Annotated in this window: 15 protein-coding genes; 8 read left to right on the top strand and 7 right to left on the bottom strand. The window is 65.7% G+C overall.

The features are described 5' to 3' along the window. Positions 1 to 213 precede the first annotated feature (213 nt). Together ACIQ9G_RS10840 and ACIQ9G_RS10835 are read right to left on the bottom strand one after the other, a co-directional pair. Positions 214 to 669: a GNAT family N-acetyltransferase gene (locus ACIQ9G_RS10840; protein WP_403608798.1), complete on the bottom strand. Its 456-nt coding sequence runs from the start codon at positions 667 to 669 to the stop codon at positions 214 to 216. A 73-nt stretch (positions 670 to 742) separates the two neighbouring features. Next, the gene (locus ACIQ9G_RS10835) at positions 743 to 1,435 is read right to left on the bottom strand and encodes a hypothetical protein (protein WP_403608797.1); all 693 of its coding nucleotides are present in this window, start codon (positions 1,433 to 1,435) and stop codon (positions 743 to 745) included. A 102-nt stretch (positions 1,436 to 1,537) separates the two neighbouring features. On the opposite strand from ACIQ9G_RS10835, the gene ACIQ9G_RS10830 reads away from it, so the two are divergent. The 4 genes from ACIQ9G_RS10830 to ACIQ9G_RS10815 all read left to right on the top strand — a co-directional run bounded on the left by ACIQ9G_RS10830 (position 1,538) and on the right by ACIQ9G_RS10815 (position 5,502). Further along, positions 1,538 to 1,960 carry a hypothetical protein gene (locus tag ACIQ9G_RS10830; RefSeq protein ID WP_403608167.1) on the top strand — a complete coding sequence of 141 codons (423 nt, stop codon included), beginning with the start codon at positions 1,538 to 1,540 and terminating at the stop codon, positions 1,958 to 1,960. 796 nt (positions 1,961 to 2,756) lie between these two features. Further along, positions 2,757 to 2,975: a hypothetical protein gene (locus ACIQ9G_RS10825; RefSeq protein ID WP_403608166.1), complete on the top strand. Its 219-nt coding sequence runs from the start codon at positions 2,757 to 2,759 to the stop codon at positions 2,973 to 2,975. Further along, positions 2,968 to 4,191: a hypothetical protein gene (locus ACIQ9G_RS10820; protein WP_403608165.1), complete on the top strand. Its 1,224-nt coding sequence runs from the start codon at positions 2,968 to 2,970 to the stop codon at positions 4,189 to 4,191. Before ACIQ9G_RS10825 ends, ACIQ9G_RS10820 begins: the two co-directional genes overlap by 8 nt. 396 nt (positions 4,192 to 4,587) lie before the next feature. After that, the gene (locus ACIQ9G_RS10815; RefSeq protein WP_403608164.1) at positions 4,588 to 5,502 is read left to right on the top strand and encodes a protein NO VEIN domain-containing protein; all 915 of its coding nucleotides are present in this window, start codon (positions 4,588 to 4,590) and stop codon (positions 5,500 to 5,502) included. 265 nt (positions 5,503 to 5,767) lie between these two features. On the opposite strand, the gene ACIQ9G_RS10810 is transcribed toward ACIQ9G_RS10815, so the two are convergent. The 5 genes from ACIQ9G_RS10810 to queC form a co-directional block, all read right to left on the bottom strand. Further along, complete coding sequence (locus tag ACIQ9G_RS10810; RefSeq protein WP_403608163.1) at positions 5,768 to 6,238, bottom strand: VUT family protein; 471 nt, start codon at positions 6,236 to 6,238, stop codon at positions 5,768 to 5,770. Between the two features lie 437 nt (positions 6,239 to 6,675). Further along, the gene (locus ACIQ9G_RS10805) at positions 6,676 to 7,449 is read right to left on the bottom strand and encodes a GTP cyclohydrolase I FolE2 (protein ID WP_403608162.1); all 774 of its coding nucleotides are present in this window, start codon (positions 7,447 to 7,449) and stop codon (positions 6,676 to 6,678) included. 4 nt (positions 7,450 to 7,453) lie between these two features. Then, the gene (queD, locus tag ACIQ9G_RS10800; RefSeq protein ID WP_403608161.1) at positions 7,454 to 7,810 is read right to left on the bottom strand and encodes a 6-carboxytetrahydropterin synthase QueD; all 357 of its coding nucleotides are present in this window, start codon (positions 7,808 to 7,810) and stop codon (positions 7,454 to 7,456) included. Next, on the bottom strand, positions 7,810 to 8,445 hold the full coding sequence (gene queE, locus ACIQ9G_RS10795) for a 7-carboxy-7-deazaguanine synthase (RefSeq protein WP_403608160.1): 636 nt from the start codon (positions 8,443 to 8,445) through the stop codon (positions 7,810 to 7,812). The genes queD and queE overlap by 1 nt, the downstream gene beginning before the upstream one ends. Before the next feature lie 2 nt (positions 8,446 to 8,447). Beyond that, positions 8,448 to 9,143, bottom strand: a complete 696-nt coding sequence (gene queC, locus ACIQ9G_RS10790) for a 7-cyano-7-deazaguanine synthase QueC (RefSeq protein ID WP_403608159.1) — start codon at positions 9,141 to 9,143, stop codon at positions 8,448 to 8,450. A gap of 123 nt (positions 9,144 to 9,266) precedes the next feature. On the opposite strand from queC, the gene ACIQ9G_RS10785 reads away from it, so the two are divergent. The 4 genes from ACIQ9G_RS10785 to dbpB (ACIQ9G_RS10770) are packed head-to-tail and all read left to right on the top strand — an operon-like array spanning position 9,267 to position 13,651. Next, complete coding sequence (locus tag ACIQ9G_RS10785; RefSeq protein WP_403608158.1) at positions 9,267 to 10,163, top strand: hypothetical protein; 897 nt, start codon at positions 9,267 to 9,269, stop codon at positions 10,161 to 10,163. After that, a complete protein-coding gene (gene dbpB, locus ACIQ9G_RS10780; RefSeq protein ID WP_403608157.1) occupies positions 10,160 to 11,293 on the top strand; it encodes a DGQHR domain-containing protein DpdB in 1,134 nt (377 codons plus the stop codon). Before ACIQ9G_RS10785 ends, dbpB (ACIQ9G_RS10780) begins: the two co-directional genes overlap by 4 nt. Continuing rightward, on the top strand, positions 11,290 to 12,510 hold the full coding sequence (gene dpdA / locus ACIQ9G_RS10775; RefSeq protein ID WP_403608156.1) for a tRNA-guanine transglycosylase DpdA: 1,221 nt from the start codon (positions 11,290 to 11,292) through the stop codon (positions 12,508 to 12,510). The genes dbpB (ACIQ9G_RS10780) and dpdA overlap by 4 nt, the downstream gene beginning before the upstream one ends. A gap of 37 nt (positions 12,511 to 12,547) precedes the next feature. Continuing rightward, a complete protein-coding gene (gene dbpB / locus ACIQ9G_RS10770; protein WP_403608154.1) occupies positions 12,548 to 13,651 on the top strand; it encodes a DGQHR domain-containing protein DpdB in 1,104 nt (367 codons plus the stop codon). The last annotated feature ends 231 nt before the right edge of the window (positions 13,652 to 13,882 follow it).

The following is a 13,882-nucleotide window of genomic DNA, read 5'->3' as shown; positions in this document are numbered from 1 at the left end:
GCGGGGGCGCCGGTGCCGAGGTTCTGGCAGGCCCGCTCCCAGCGGAACCGCAGAGGCAGGAGGCATGGCCCGTTCCTGCAGGCGAGAACTACTCATTGTGTCTGTCGGCGCTCGTCGTGCAGGTCCTGGCCGGGGCCACCCGGCACGCGGTCGCGACGGTGACAAGGGGTGGCCCGGGGCTCAGATGCAGGTCCGCGAGGCCGGCCTGCTCGGCTAGAGCGCCTTGGTCATGAACACGCTATTGGGGTCGGGCCGGTAGTCGGCGAAAGGCTCGCAGTAGTCGAATCCGAACTTCGCGTAGAGCTTTCTGGCCGGCAGGAAGAAATCGGCCGCGCCGGTCTCCAGGCTCAGCCGGGTGAAGCCGAGACGCTTGGCCTCGGTGAGGATGTGCTCCAGCAACCGGGAGGCGATTCCGCTGCGGGTGCGCGTCGGCGCGGTGCGCATCGACTTCAGCTCGGCGTGGCGAGCGTCCAGTCTTGTGATCGCGCCGCAGCCCACGACGGCGTCGTCCTCCCGTGCCGACCAGAAGGTGACCTCGGCGCGGCGGAGTCCGTCGAGATCGAGAGCGTGCTTGCTTTCCAGGGGCGTAAGCGACCGCATCTGCTGGACGTGCTCGGCGAGGAACTGGGCGATCTGCGGGCCAGACAGGTCGTCCACGACGATTCTCATCTTGCCCACTCGTCCCTCCGACGCCGCGACCACCAGTGTCGCGTCACTTTAGGTGGCCTCGGGTGGGAGCCGCTCACCGGGTTCCGGGGCCTCTTCGTTGCTGAGACATCGGGTAGCCAATCTCCGCGATGTCCTCAGCGAGGTCTGCCAGGACGATCTCTGAGTTCAATGCGCGGACCACGTCCTCGGTCAGAGGACGCGAAGAGAAGACGTGACGAACGGCTTCGAGGTCGACCGGGACCTCGTGGTTGTCCTCGGCCCGACGCTGAAACGCTTCCGGTGAGCGGTCCACCAGTAGTTGGAAGAGGTATCCGGAACCGTCCGGGTCTTCCGCTGCTTCCCTGGGGAAGTCGATCGTCCCTGTTCTCCAGCCGTCGTCACCCGTCTCTCGCCATATGCACGCAGTGACGCGAGGCAGTCCGTCATACGAGAACGCGGGGTCCTCAACACACGGTCGGAGGACGTCAGGAATCTCGTCGAGTACTCCGGGCCGCAGCCTGACCTCCGCCGCGTAGGGGCTCATCGGCGATTCGTGATCGAACCCACGAATGCAGGCGCCGGCGGCTGAGAAAGCGATCGAGTAGTCGTCGCCCGATCCGTTCCGCATCGAGGCCATCGACTCGTTCTCGGACCAGTGGTCGTCGAAGGAGTGATCGCGGCCCGACCACTCGGGGTTCAGGACTGCCTCCAGGATGGCCATGGAACGGCAGTGCTCACGGAGGACGGCTATCTCGGGCAGCCGCCGAGCAACATCATGAACGGTCACCTGTGCATCCAAGCGCACACCTCTGACACGTTGGGGGCCCTGTCAGTGCCGTTCCTTACGCTCCGCTCTTGAACACACAGTTCGAATGGAGAGGGGACGCGGATGGGCGGCAGCGCATGGACTCACACGGGCCCGTATCAGCGTGATCTGGCGGCCGCTTTCCGGCAGGCCCAGGAAGACGAGTTGGCGCGGGACAACCACGGCTTCGAGGGACAGTCCGTCGAGGAGCTCTGGTGCGACCCGGAGTGGCAGGAGTACATCTTCACCGGTGGCACGGGCACCGTGCTGGACTTCCCTCTCATGATCGAGGCCGCGGACACCGACGACGGTCCGTTCATGCGGCCGCTGACCGATGACGAGGTGCGTGCGTGGGCTCCTCACGGCCGGCCCACCTACGAGGAGTGGGACGCCGCTCTCGATTCCGAGCGGTTGGACTTCCCAGACCGCGCCCGGGGGAACTGCACAGTGCTCTACCGCGACGGTTGGCCCGTGCAAATCGGCTACTGGGGGGCCACCGCCGACTAGGAGGGCACCGGTACCGCTTTGCGATGAGGCCCCCGCACCTGTCCCGGGCCACAACGTTTTGCGGTGCTCACCTGGCGCGATGCATCAAGATCCCGTCCACGCCTCATCCACGGACCCCGACGTACGGCCGCTCCGGGCGGCACACACCTGCACATACGCGAAGACCCCGGCCTCAGCTTTTCCGCTGGTGACGGGGTCTTTGGGCACCTCATGAAGGGTGCCCCCGGCAGGATTCGAACCTGCGCACACGGCTCCGGAGGCCGTGGGTAAGTGGGCCATTCGCCCAGCTCAAAGCCTTGCGGTCCGCTGCGTTGTGCCACCCCGTCCACGGATAGTCCACGCCCCTCGTAACAGGTTGGGTGTCGCTCAGCACGTGACAGACGGAAACGTGATCGAGCAATGGTTCAGCGCGCTGACTGGCCGCTTGCTCCGACGCGTCGGCTTCGGCCCCCCGCGGCGACCTGGAAGCACTGATCACTGCCTGCATCGTCCCCTACCACCGAACGGGCCGCCCCTACCGGTGGCGCTACGGCGCGGACGACGCGCATGTCCGCTACCTCGAACCCCGCGCTCAACACCCTCACGATCTCGGCGGCGTCGGCAGTGTGACCCCACCCACTCACTGGCAACGGGCAAAGAAGCTCCCACGCGCCGCGCTAGCCCTTGCGGCTCAAGCGGTCCCAGAGGCTGAGCGTGTCACCGTCGCAGTTAGTGTTGCCATAGTGTGGGCAGCGCGCACTAAGTGACGCTATGTTTTGCGAACGCAGGCCCCATTAGCGACGGAAGGTTCACTGCCATGTCCCGCCTCGACCTCGCCCAACTGTCCCTCGCCGCCGTCCAGAACATCCAGACCGCCGACAAAGTCCGTCGTGACCCAGCCGTCGTTAAGGCGGCCAAGCAGTTCATGGAAGACGGAGCCCAGGCTCTCCGCACGGGCGGTGCGCTAGTACGTGAGGTTCAATCCTCCTGGCGTCGCCACAGCCCGCTGACCAAGGGGACCGGAACCGATGAGTGATTTCAGCGCAGAGGCGATGGGCCTCGTGATCCGGGAGCACCGCCAGGCGCAGAGACCCCCGATGACCCAGGAAGAGTTGGCGAAGCGGGCCGATTACGGGAAGGGCGGCGCGGTCTCGATCTCCCGGATTGAGAGCGGACTCATCAGCCCCGGGGAGCACCGTCTAGCCGCCATCGCTCTCGCGCTCGAACTGACACCCGAGCAACTCAAGCAGGAGGCGGAGGACCGAACCAGGACTCTCGCTCGTCAGCGGGGTCAGCGGCCGGTGAAGTTGCGCGACCAGGTCGCAGAGACGAAAAGACGTCACGCCGAGATCACCGAGAAGGTGGCCCAGCGGTCGAAGATCACCCAGGAGTACGGGGAAGCCTTCAACCATGTTCATGATGCCGCGCGCGACGAGTTCTTTCTGAGGTTCGTGGAGTTGGCCGAGAGCATCAGCGAGGCGCCCGAGCCAGAGAGGCCGAGTGAGGAGGCAATCGAGAGCGCGGGTGACATCCCTACTGCGATACGTATCGAGGCTATGTCCGCCGGGATCGCCAATGCGATCCGCGGTGCCGCCGCTGGAGGCGCGGTTGGTGTAGCAACTGGCGGGGCCGCGGCCTACGGTGCGTTCACTGCCGCCGCGTTGTTCGGGACCGCCTCCACTGGAACAGCTATTTCGACGCTGTCCGGCGTTGCCGCGACCAACGCGACTCTGGCGGTCCTGGGGGGAGGCACGCTGGCTTCCGGCGGTGCGGGTATGGCGGGTGGCACTCTCCTGCTCACAGGCATGGTCGCCGCCCCGGTTGCAGCGCTGGCGGCCGCCGGCTTCTACGTCTTGAGGCAGCGCCGGAACAAGAAAGAGGAGGAGCGTCTTCGAGCCGAGGTCGAGGCTGCAGAGGCGGCTCTGGAACAGTCACAGCAAGGCTTCGACGCGATGGTCGACGTACTGAACCGCGCCCCGGACATCATGGAATACGTCAGCGTTCACGGCACCCACGCCCTTGAGAAGTGGAGGGCGAGTCTGCCGCCGGCGCCCCGGGACTGGGAATCGCTCGGGCATGAGGGGCAGAAACGGTACAAGGAGTTCCTCACCGTGGCGGGATGCCTCCTGGCCGTGAGCAGCATCAACGTCAGTGCTCTCCTCACGGCAAAGCTCGACGCTTTGCAAGAGATGAACAAGGCCATTGACGAGACGCTGCGGTACGCGAACAAGACCATCAGGTCGATCGTCTGAGTCCCGAAGTCTTTGCCACTCGCAGACCTAGTGCAGCGCGCTGCGAGTCGCTTCCCGGTTGCCGGTCATGTGGCGAGGGGCATGCGGCCTAGTCAGCCCATTAGGGTTCCTCCACGTCTTGGCCACCGCCGGCCTCTATCCACTTCACCGACTACACCAGGTGACTGAATCGCACGATCGCAGCCGGCAGATAACTTGCGGCGCGCTCCACTAGTTCTTCTCCGCCCGGCCGCCCAGAGTGTGGCCAGCACCGGGCCTCGTGACTGGGCCGTGCCGCGGACGCGGGTCAAGTTCACGCCTTGCGGTACCAGTAGGGCGTAGCGTCGGTGTGCCGGCACCGGCGCTCACGGAGGCGTCATCACGCGAGCAGAGGTGATACGTGGAGGGGGAGGGGCTATGGCGAAGACACCGCGCATAACCGTCGACAACCTCGGTGGGTGGATTCTGAGGTGTAATCCGGATGTCTACGACCTGCCCGGGGAGGTCGAGAACGGAGAGACCAAGGTCTGCTCTTGGCTCGTTGCCAATAACTACCGCACGGAGTTGATGGGCAGCGGCCAGCGTGTTGTTCTGTGGGTGGGTGGGCCTGTGAGCGCGGCCTGGACGGTCGGAGTATGGGGGATCGGCTACGTCACCGGACAGGCGGACGTGTGGGTAGCCGACTTCGAGGGGCTGTCTGAGTACTGGCTCGACGAGCAACGAGCTACTCGCTTGAAGCGGACGGTTCCTCTGAACGCCGACATACTTCCCACACCGGTCAGCGCACACGAGATAAGGGCCATACCTGAACTGGCGGGGATGGAGCTATTTCGTGCCCAACAGATGAGCAACCCCATCTACGTCAGTCCCGAAGAGATGGCCGCGCTGGAGACCCGGCTCGGCCCGTGGCCGGAGTATCCGGGCGACGCGCCCTTGGAGATCACGCTCGGCGGCACCGGAGCGGCCTTCGGCGACCCCCTTACCAACGCGGTGGTTGAAGGCGTCGCCATGAACGCGGTCTTGGCACATTACGAGGAACGGGGTTGGTCAGTCAGCGACGTGTCGGATCGCAAGTGCGGCTGGGACGTCACCTGCACGGCCCCTGGCCGTGGCGAACTACATCTGGAGGTCAAGGGCATATCAGGGACGACGCTGCGCTTCCTCCTGACCGCCAACGAATACCGGACTGCGGCTGCCGATTCCGCTTGGCGTCTGGTCGCAGTGACCGATGCCCTCGGAACCCGGCCGGCGATCACAGAGTTGACGGCCGCCGAGGTGATGGCAGGAAGTCGCCCGATGACGTACCAGTACTGTCCGACTGCGCACGAGTAGCCGGATGGGACAGTGCGCACCACGCCCTGCCAGGGCGCCTGCTGTACGGGCCGGTCGAGCGGGGTCCTGCCCAGTCTCCGCTGCCTACGGCTTCCTGAGGTCTAGCAGTGCGATGAGTTTGCGGGTGGCGGGGTGCGGTAGTTCGCCGCGGAACAGGGGCCCTGAGGCGTACACCTGCAAGCGGCCGCTTGAGCCCTGCCCAAGGTCTGAGTGAAGGCGATTGCGGTGAGGTTTCCTGCCAAGCGTGGATGGCAGGCTGGGACCTTCAGACGATAACGCGGTAACGACGGCGCAGCAGCCCAAGGACCATGACGGCCGCGAAAGTCATCCACGTTTTGCCGAGGATTTGTCCAGGCAGGTAATTGAGGGAGCCGAAGGCAAGGTGGAGGAACAGGAGGCTGTCGACGAGAAGCCCGACGGCGTTCGAGGCGAGTATCGCAACCAGAAGTCCTCGCCGGCGCAGGGGTTCGTAGACGACGAAGTCCATGGTTTCGGCGACGGCGAAGGCAACCGCTGAGGCAGTGGCGAGGCTGGGGTCGGCGAGAAGGTAGGAGAGGACGGTGCCGATGGCTATGGCGGCGAGGATGGCGCCACGGCCGGTCGCCTCGCGTGCAAGGTCGCGCAGGACGAGCGCCAGCCCGACGAAGTAGACGCCAGCGGGCGCCACGTAACCGAGGCCGACGGGTACCGCGCCGAAGTGGGTGACGGCCAAGTTGGCGGCCGGGATGGTGGCCATGTAGGCGATGAGTGTGGCGATACCGGCAGGAGCGGGGGCCTTCACGATCTACTTTCTGTCTCGGCGGTGGGGTGCTGCGCTCGGCTCCAGCGGCGGGACGGTGGGACGAACGTGCAGACAGTACAGCGCACGACACTGACATCCTTAAGGTGTCTGTCCGCGCTGCAGTGCTGGGGAAGTGCCTGCTACCGGGGGTGAGTAAGGTCCCGGTGGGGTTGGGCGATGCTGCGCTGAGGGACTCGGGCGGGTCTCTGAATGGCGAACGCGCCAGTCAGCGTCGCGGGCGCCGGCCGGCTGTACGGGCCCACGTGGCGCGTGCATAGTGGCCAGCGGACGCCTCCCGCGGGTTCGGGCGGAGCCGTGCGCCTTGCCGCCGCAGGCACGGCGTAGAGAAGGGGATGGCATCCCCCTTTCCGGCCCAGGGCGTGTGCGGGGGCTCAGTCGGTGTAGGCCAGGCTGGCGATGGCGTCGTGGCTGTGAATACTTTCCAGATTCCTCGCCCGGATCGCGTGATTTAGGCCCTTTTCGCGGCATGCAAGGCTTATGTCGCGGATGATGTCTTCGACGAAGACGGGGTGGTCGTAGGCCTGCATGGTGACGACGCGCTCGTCGGGCCGCTTGATGAGCGGGAAGACAGGGGCGGAGCCGACGTTGCGCAGCAGGTCGACGATTTCGTGGATCGCCAGGGGGTAGGGCGCGTCGGTGGTCCCGGTGACCGTGAGGGTGATCTCGCTGCGCTGGTTGTGGGCACCGTAGTCGGAGATGGCCTTGGAGCACGGGCACAGGCTGGTGACGTCGGTGGTCACCGTGGTGGCGACGGCGCAGGTGTCGGCGGTGATGCGGCCGGTGATGGTGACGTCGTGGGTTTGCCACGATTGCCGCCTACTGGCGGGTGCGGTCACGGTCGTGGCGATAGGCAGGGACAACGTCAGGGTCAGGGTGGGGGCGTCGAGCAGTGTGAGCCCTCGTTTGAGGGCGATGGGCAACTCCTGCGGGGCGAGGGTGGCCACTTCCTCGTGCACCAGGGCGATCATGCGGCTCATGTGGGTGCCGCGCCGGTGGGATTGCAGGCCGACGGTGACACTGATGTCGGCGATGCCGTACTGGCGCGTGTGACCGTCATCGAACGTGATGGGATAGCGCAAGCCGCTGATCCCTACTTCGTCGATGGCGATGCCGCGGGGGTCGGCCTCGTTCTGGATGTCGTGCATGCCGCTACTCACCTCGGTAGGTGCAGCCGGAGGTGCAGGTCTCGCGCACGGTGATCGCCGATAGGGCGGGGAGTTCGGCGATCATTCGGTCCCAGATCCAGCGGGCCAGGTTCTCGCTGGTGGGGTTTTCCAGGCCTTCGATGTCGTTCAGGTAGTAATGGTCGAGTTGTGCATCAATGGGCTTAAAAGCCTTTTTGATGTCTCCGAAGTCCATCACCCAGCCCGCCTCCGGATCGACGGGTGCCTCCACGTGCACGGTGACCTTGTAGGAGTGGCCGTGCAGGCGGGCGCACTTGTGGCCCTCGGGCACGTGCGGCAGGCGGTGGGCCGCTTCGAAGGTGAACTCGCGGAAGATTTCCATTACTGAATTCCCAGATACTTGTGCGTCTGGAGGGAGAGCGTCCAGCGCGGGTTCTTCATGCAGTACTCGACGGCGGCACGGGTGTGGGCCTCGCGGTCGGCGTCATCCAGCGGTTGCAGGCGGAAGTGGCGAAAGTCGAGGTGTTCGAACTGGGCGGGGTCGCCGCCGGCCTGGGGGTAGACCAGTTTGAGTTCGTCGCCGTTGGTGAGGACCAGGGTAGAGCCGATCTTCGGGCTCACGCACAGCCAGTCGACACCTCGGGGTGCCGAACGGGTGCCGTTGGTTTCCACCGCGACTTCGAAGCCGCGGTCGTGGAGGGCGTCGATGGCGTTCTCGTCCAACTGCAGCAGGGGTTCTCCTCCGGTGCACACCACGAACCGGTGTGCACGCTCGGCAGTAGGCCAGGCGGCCTCCACCGCGGCGGCCAGGTCGGCGGCGGTGGTGAAGCGGCCGCCGCCTTCGCCGTCGGTGCCGACGAAGTCGGTGTCGCAGAACTGGCAGATGGCGCGGGCGCGGTCGCGTTCCCGGCCGGTCCACAAGTTGCAGCGCGAGAATCGGCAGAAGACCGCAGGGCGCCCTGCGTGAGTGCCTTCCCCTTGGAGGGTGTAGAAGATTTCCTTGATCAGGTAGGTCATGCTCAGGCGCTCTGGTACTGGACCGGATCCGTCACGCCGGCCTCGGCGAAGCCTTTCAGGCGCAGTAGGCAGGTCTCGCACTTGCCGCAGGCCCGTCCCTGGTCGTCGGGGTCGTAGCAGGAGGAGGTCAGGGAGTAGTCCACGCCCAGGCGCAGGCCCTCGCGGACGATGTCGGCCTTGGACAGGGCGATCAGGGGGGAGTGCAGCGTGATCTTGGAGGTGCCTTCGACTCCGGCCCGGGTGGCCAGGTTGGCCATGGTGGCAAAGGCCTCCATGTACTCGGGGCGGCAGTCGGGGTAGCCGCTGTAGTCCACGGCCGTGACCCCGGTGAAGATGTCGCTGGCGCCGACGGTCTCGGCGAACGCCAGCGCGAACGACAGGAAGATCGTGTTGCGGGCCGGCACGTACGTGATCGGTACCCCGGACTGGGGCGTGTCCTGAAGTGAGTCGTGCTTGGGCACCTCGATGTCGGCGGTCAGGGCGGAGCCGCCGAAGACCCGCAGATCGATGTCGGCGATGACGTGTCGGGCCACTCCCTGCGCCTGGGCGACCTGCTGGGCCGCCTCCAACTCGATGGAGTGGCGCTGACCGTAGCGGAAGCTGAGCGCGTACGGAGTGAAACCCTGGTCCTTGGCGATGGCCAGCACCGTGGTCGAGTCCAGGCCGCCGCTCAGCAACACGATCGCGGGACGGTCCATGCTGTCACTCCCTTATCTGATGTCCAGTTGCCTCCGTTGAGGCAGTGGCAGCCTACCGTCTTAACTACCGGCTACAGTAATCACAACCAGAAACGAGTTACGGAAGTCAGAGGTCGAACCGCAGTGAACGAGTTGCCCATCGTGGTCACGTGCACGGACCGGAAGACCTCACCCCCCGAGGCCACCCTGCAGGCCCGCGCCCTGCCCAAGACGGGCCTGGTGGAGCGGGCCGCGGAATGGGCCCACCGCCTGCACACCGTGCCAGGGCCGCGCATCGCGCTGGAGGACCTGTATCAGGGCGACCAGTGGCGGCGCGCTCAAGTCCTCACAAAAGCCGCATCTCGGGCCGGTTTTGTTCCCCGACTCTACGTGGCCTCGGCCGGTCTGGGCCTGCGGTCAGTCTCCAGCCTCGCGCCCTCTTACGCGGCGACGTTCCTGCCCCGACACGCAGATTCCGTGGCTTCTTCCAGCGCGCAGACCACTGACTGGTGGGATCATCTGCAGCGCATGGACGTCAGTTGCCAGCTGCCTCAGATCGCAGCCGCCGCCGGCCGGGCGCTGGTGGTGCTGTCCGAGACCTACGCAGGGGCCATGCATCGCGACCTTGCCGCGCTGGCGGCCACGGGAGCCGAGGTGGTGCTGATCGGGGGCGCCTGCGAGTTGGACGGCATCGTGCGTATGCCGGCCAACGCCGCCCTGCGCCACGCCCTGGGCGGCACCCGCACCAGCTTGAACGTCCGCATGGCGGCTTCCTGGCTCGAGCACTGCACGCCCGGCCACCTCATTACCCCCAGCGCACTGCAGCGTTGGAAAGACTGGGTTGCCCAGGTCGCCCGCCCCGAACGCTACGAGCGCCGGCCGATGACGGACGAAGCCGTGATCGACTTCATTGAACAGTCGAAGGGCAGCCACCCCGGCTACTCCCGCACCCGCCTGCTGCGCCTGTTGCGAGACCAGGGAATGGCCTGTGAACAAAAGCGCTTCGCGGACCTGTACACAGCGACGATTGGCCCCCGATGACCTCCCTTGTGCTTAAACGCCGGGCCCTGCGGATCGAGCAGCACCCCACGATCCCGCTGTATGTGTTCACCCTGGCGGCAGAAGAGGTCCACCAGGTCGCCGACGTCGCCCGCATCTCCCGAGACGAAGCGGGCAAACTGATCGGCTACCAACGCCCCGAGAAGAAGCAGCACGTGAAGCAGATCCTCGAGTACCTAGACGGCGACGAGGTCCTGTTTCCCAACGGGCTGATCATGGCGCTTCCCTCGAGTGTGCGGTTCAAGTCCAGCCCGGGCCCGGGCAGCAGTGACGGCTTGTGCACCTCGGGCACGCTGGAAATCCCCCTGCCCGATGCCTCCGACGCCCCCCGGCCCGCCTGGATCGTCGACGGCCAGCAGCGCAGCCTCGCCCTGGCCCGCACCCGCAACAACCGCCTGGCTGTGACCATCGCCGGCTTCGTCGCCGAAGACCTGGAAACCCAGCGCGACCAGTTCTTGCGCGTGAACACGGTGTCCCCGCTGCCCACCAATCTCGTCACCGAACTCCTTCCGGAAGTCGGCACCCTGTTGCCGACCAAGCTCTCCGCCCGCAAACTCCCCGCCGTGCTGGTCGAGGCCCTCAACCACGACAAGGACTCACCCTTTCGAGGCCTGGTGCGCCGCCCGTCCACCACGGCCGAGCAGAAGACGGACGCCGTCGTCACGGACAACAGCCTCACCACGGCCATCCAGGAATCCCTCAACTCCCCGTCAGGCGCTTTCTTTCCCTACAAAAACCTGTCCAATGGCACGGTCGACACGGCCACCATCCGCCAGATCCTCGTCGTCTACTGGACCGCGGTGCGCGACACCTTCCCCGACGCGTGGGGGCTGCCGGCGACCAAGAGTCGGCTGATGCACGGCGTCGGCATCCGCTCCATGGGACGCTTGATGGATCGCGTCATGATGGCCATCGACCCCGCCTCACCCCATGCCGTGGAGTTGGCGCGGGCCGAACTCGCCTTGATCGCACCGCACTGCCGCTGGACCCAGGGACGCTGGCCCGACCTGAACACCCCTTGGAACGAACTCCAGAACAACCCCCGCCACATCAGCACCCTGTCGAATTACCTCCTCCGTATCTATGTGCAGGAAAAGGCAAAGGCCGCGTGAAATTCTATTTCCCTGACAGCCAGGACCTGGTGAGCCCCACATACGACTTCATCAACGACGAGTACTCGCCCTACCGAGTCCGTCAGCGTGATGACGTCTACGCCCACCAGGCCGTGACACCGATCCCCTACGACGGGATCCTTGTCAGCAAGGCGGTTGTCGATGGATCCATGAAGGGTGCAGGTAAATACTCTGCCCCCCAGCGCGAGCGCTTCTACCGCCTGGGCGTGAGGAACTTCTTCCGCCTCCCCGACGAATGCTCCACCATCGGAGACTGCGGCGCCTTCAACTACATCGATGAAGAGCGCCCACCCTACGAAGTCGACGAAGTCCTTGACTTCTACGGCCGATGCGGATTCGATGCCGGCATAAGCATCGACCACATCATCTTCGGCTACATTCCTCAAGAATCCGACACGGAACCAGAAGCGGCGTGGGTAGAGCGCCAACAGATCTCCCTGGAACTCGCCGAGAACTTTCTCGCCGCGACCAAAAAGCACGGCGCCCGCTTCGAACCCGTCGGCGCCGCCCAGGGGTGGGGACCCGCCAGCTACGCCCACTCCGTCGCGCAACTGCAGAAAATGGGATACCGGCGTATCGCCCTCGGCGGCATGGTCCCCCTCAAGTCCCACGAGATCCTGACCTGCCTGCGAGCCATCGACGAAGTACGCAACCACGACACCGAACTACACCTGCTCGGCATCAACCGCGTCGACAGCATGGAGCAGTTCGCCCGCCACGGCGTAACCAGCTTCGACAGCACCTCCGCCTTCCGCCAGGCCTTCATGGACGACCGCAACAACTACCACACCGCCACCGGCGCCTACACCGCCATCAGAGTCCCCCAAGTCGACGGCAACCCCGCACTCAAACGCCTCATCCTGTCCGGAAGCGTCTCCCAGGCTCAGGCCATCACCGCAGAACGGGCCTGCCTGCGCGCACTGCGGGAATTCGACAGCGGAGAGAACTCGCTCGAAGAAGTACTAGACGCCCTCGCCGCCTACGAGTCGCTCGTTCTCGGCCCGAAGAAGAAGAGCTACCTCGCATACTACGAGCGCATCCTCAGCGACGCTCCCTGGCGGACCTGCCCCTGCGCCCTGTGCAAGAAACATGGCATCGAGATCGCAATATTCCGGGGAACCGAGCGGAACAAGCGCCGAGGATTCCACAATCTGACCGTGCTCGAGGCCAAAATGCGCTCCCTCACCTTCGGGTGAACCCCACTTTTCTTCTTTTGATATGTCTGGAGATGCAATGGCCGACCGATACGAACTCAGGCTCCCGGCGCTCGAGATTCGCCAGGGCGGTAGAAAGATCTACTGCTTCGCCGTAGACGGCAAGAAGGTTCACAGCTTCGCCGCGGTCTCCCGCGTACGCCGCGACGACGACAGCAACCTCCAGGGCTACCAGCGTCCCGAGGTCCTCAGCCACATTCGCGGCATCCGCCGCTACCTCGAGTCCGACAACGCCATGCTCCCCAACGCCCTAGTCCTGGCCTTCGACGAAAGTGTCAGGTTCGAGAGCGGGGCACGGCGGGCCGCCGGCGTCGACTACTCCGTCCCCGGCGAGTTGGTGATTCCCGTTGATGAGTCCCTTTCCGACGAGGACAAGCCCGCCCTGATCGTCGACGGCCAGCAGCGCAGCGCCGCCATCCGCGACGCCGACCTGGTCGAATTCCCCGTCGCCGCCGTCGGGTTCATCGCCGACAACCACGACGATCAGCGCTCCCAGTTCATTCTGGTCAACTCCACCAAGCCGCTACCCAAGGGCCTCATCCACGAGCTCCTGCCCGAGACCAGCGGCCACCTCCCGCCCACCTACGCCCGCAAGCGTCTGCCCGCCCAGCTGATGACCCGCCTCAACACCGACGGCCAGGGCCCCTTCTACGGCCGCATCGCCAGCCCCACCTCACCCGATGGCAACATCAAAGACACTGCCGTTCTCCGCATGCTGGAGCACAGCCTCTTCGAGGGCGCCCTCTACCAGTACCGCAACCCCGAAGACGGCTCCGGCGACGTCGACCGTATGCTGCTGCATCTGCGCTCTTTCTGGGCCATCGTCAAGGACACCTTCAGCGACGCCTGGAAGCTCCCGCCCCGCCAGTCCCGCCTCACCCACGGCGCGGGCATCCAGGCCATGGGCTTCGTTATGGACAGCCTCACCGACGGCATGCCTGCCGAAGACGTCGACTGCGACGTGGTGCGCAACGCCGTCCTGGGCCTTATGCCGATCACCGCCTGGACCTCCGGCATGTGGCGCTTCGCCGACGGCGAGCAGCGCCGCTGGAACGGCCTGCAGAACACCCCCAATGATGTTCGCCTCCTGACCGACCTGCTGGTCCGCGCCGTGCACAGCTGACCTGACCGTTCGCCGTGCCCCGGCTCCAGGGCACCGCGAATGACGCAATTCGCCCGCTGCCGGCATCCGGTGGCGGGCGAATCCGTTTTCAAGGCGGCAGTAGCCGGCTGCTCGTGCGGTGCTGACGCCAGCGCTCCGCCGTCGTACACCAGCCCATGAGGATGCCGTCTGACCCCGGTGAGCGTCGGCCCGGGCCGATAGCGGGACCGAGGCCCTGGTGGCTGGTGTTGA

Source organism: Streptomyces sp. NPDC096152 (genome assembly GCF_044763235.1).
Lineage (GTDB): Bacteria > Actinomycetota > Actinomycetes > Streptomycetales > Streptomycetaceae > Streptomyces.
This window is presented reverse-complemented; position numbering and strand designations above follow the sequence as displayed.

Coding starts and splice junctions, on each gene's coding strand:
- ACIQ9G_RS10810 (WP_403608163.1), bottom strand. CDS start 6,238: ATGGCCACCATCCCGGCCGCCAACTTGGCCGTCACCCACTTCGGCGCG.
- ACIQ9G_RS10830 (WP_403608167.1), top strand. CDS start 1,538: ATGGGCGGCAGCGCATGGACTCACACGGGCCCGTATCAGCGTGATCTG.
- ACIQ9G_RS10825 (WP_403608166.1), top strand. CDS start 2,757: ATGTCCCGCCTCGACCTCGCCCAACTGTCCCTCGCCGCCGTCCAGAAC.
- dbpB (WP_403608157.1), top strand. CDS start 10,160: ATGACCTCCCTTGTGCTTAAACGCCGGGCCCTGCGGATCGAGCAGCAC.
- queD (WP_403608161.1), bottom strand. CDS start 7,810: ATGGAAATCTTCCGCGAGTTCACCTTCGAAGCGGCCCACCGCCTGCCG.
- ACIQ9G_RS10840 (WP_403608798.1), bottom strand. CDS start 669: ATGAGAATCGTCGTGGACGACCTGTCTGGCCCGCAGATCGCCCAGTTC.
- dbpB (WP_403608154.1), top strand. CDS start 12,548: ATGGCCGACCGATACGAACTCAGGCTCCCGGCGCTCGAGATTCGCCAG.
- queE (WP_403608160.1), bottom strand. CDS start 8,445: ATGACCTACCTGATCAAGGAAATCTTCTACACCCTCCAAGGGGAAGGC.
- queC (WP_403608159.1), bottom strand. CDS start 9,143: ATGGACCGTCCCGCGATCGTGTTGCTGAGCGGCGGCCTGGACTCGACC.
- ACIQ9G_RS10815 (WP_403608164.1), top strand. CDS start 4,588: ATGGCGAAGACACCGCGCATAACCGTCGACAACCTCGGTGGGTGGATT.
- ACIQ9G_RS10820 (WP_403608165.1), top strand. CDS start 2,968: ATGAGTGATTTCAGCGCAGAGGCGATGGGCCTCGTGATCCGGGAGCAC.
- ACIQ9G_RS10805 (WP_403608162.1), bottom strand. CDS start 7,449: ATGCACGACATCCAGAACGAGGCCGACCCCCGCGGCATCGCCATCGAC.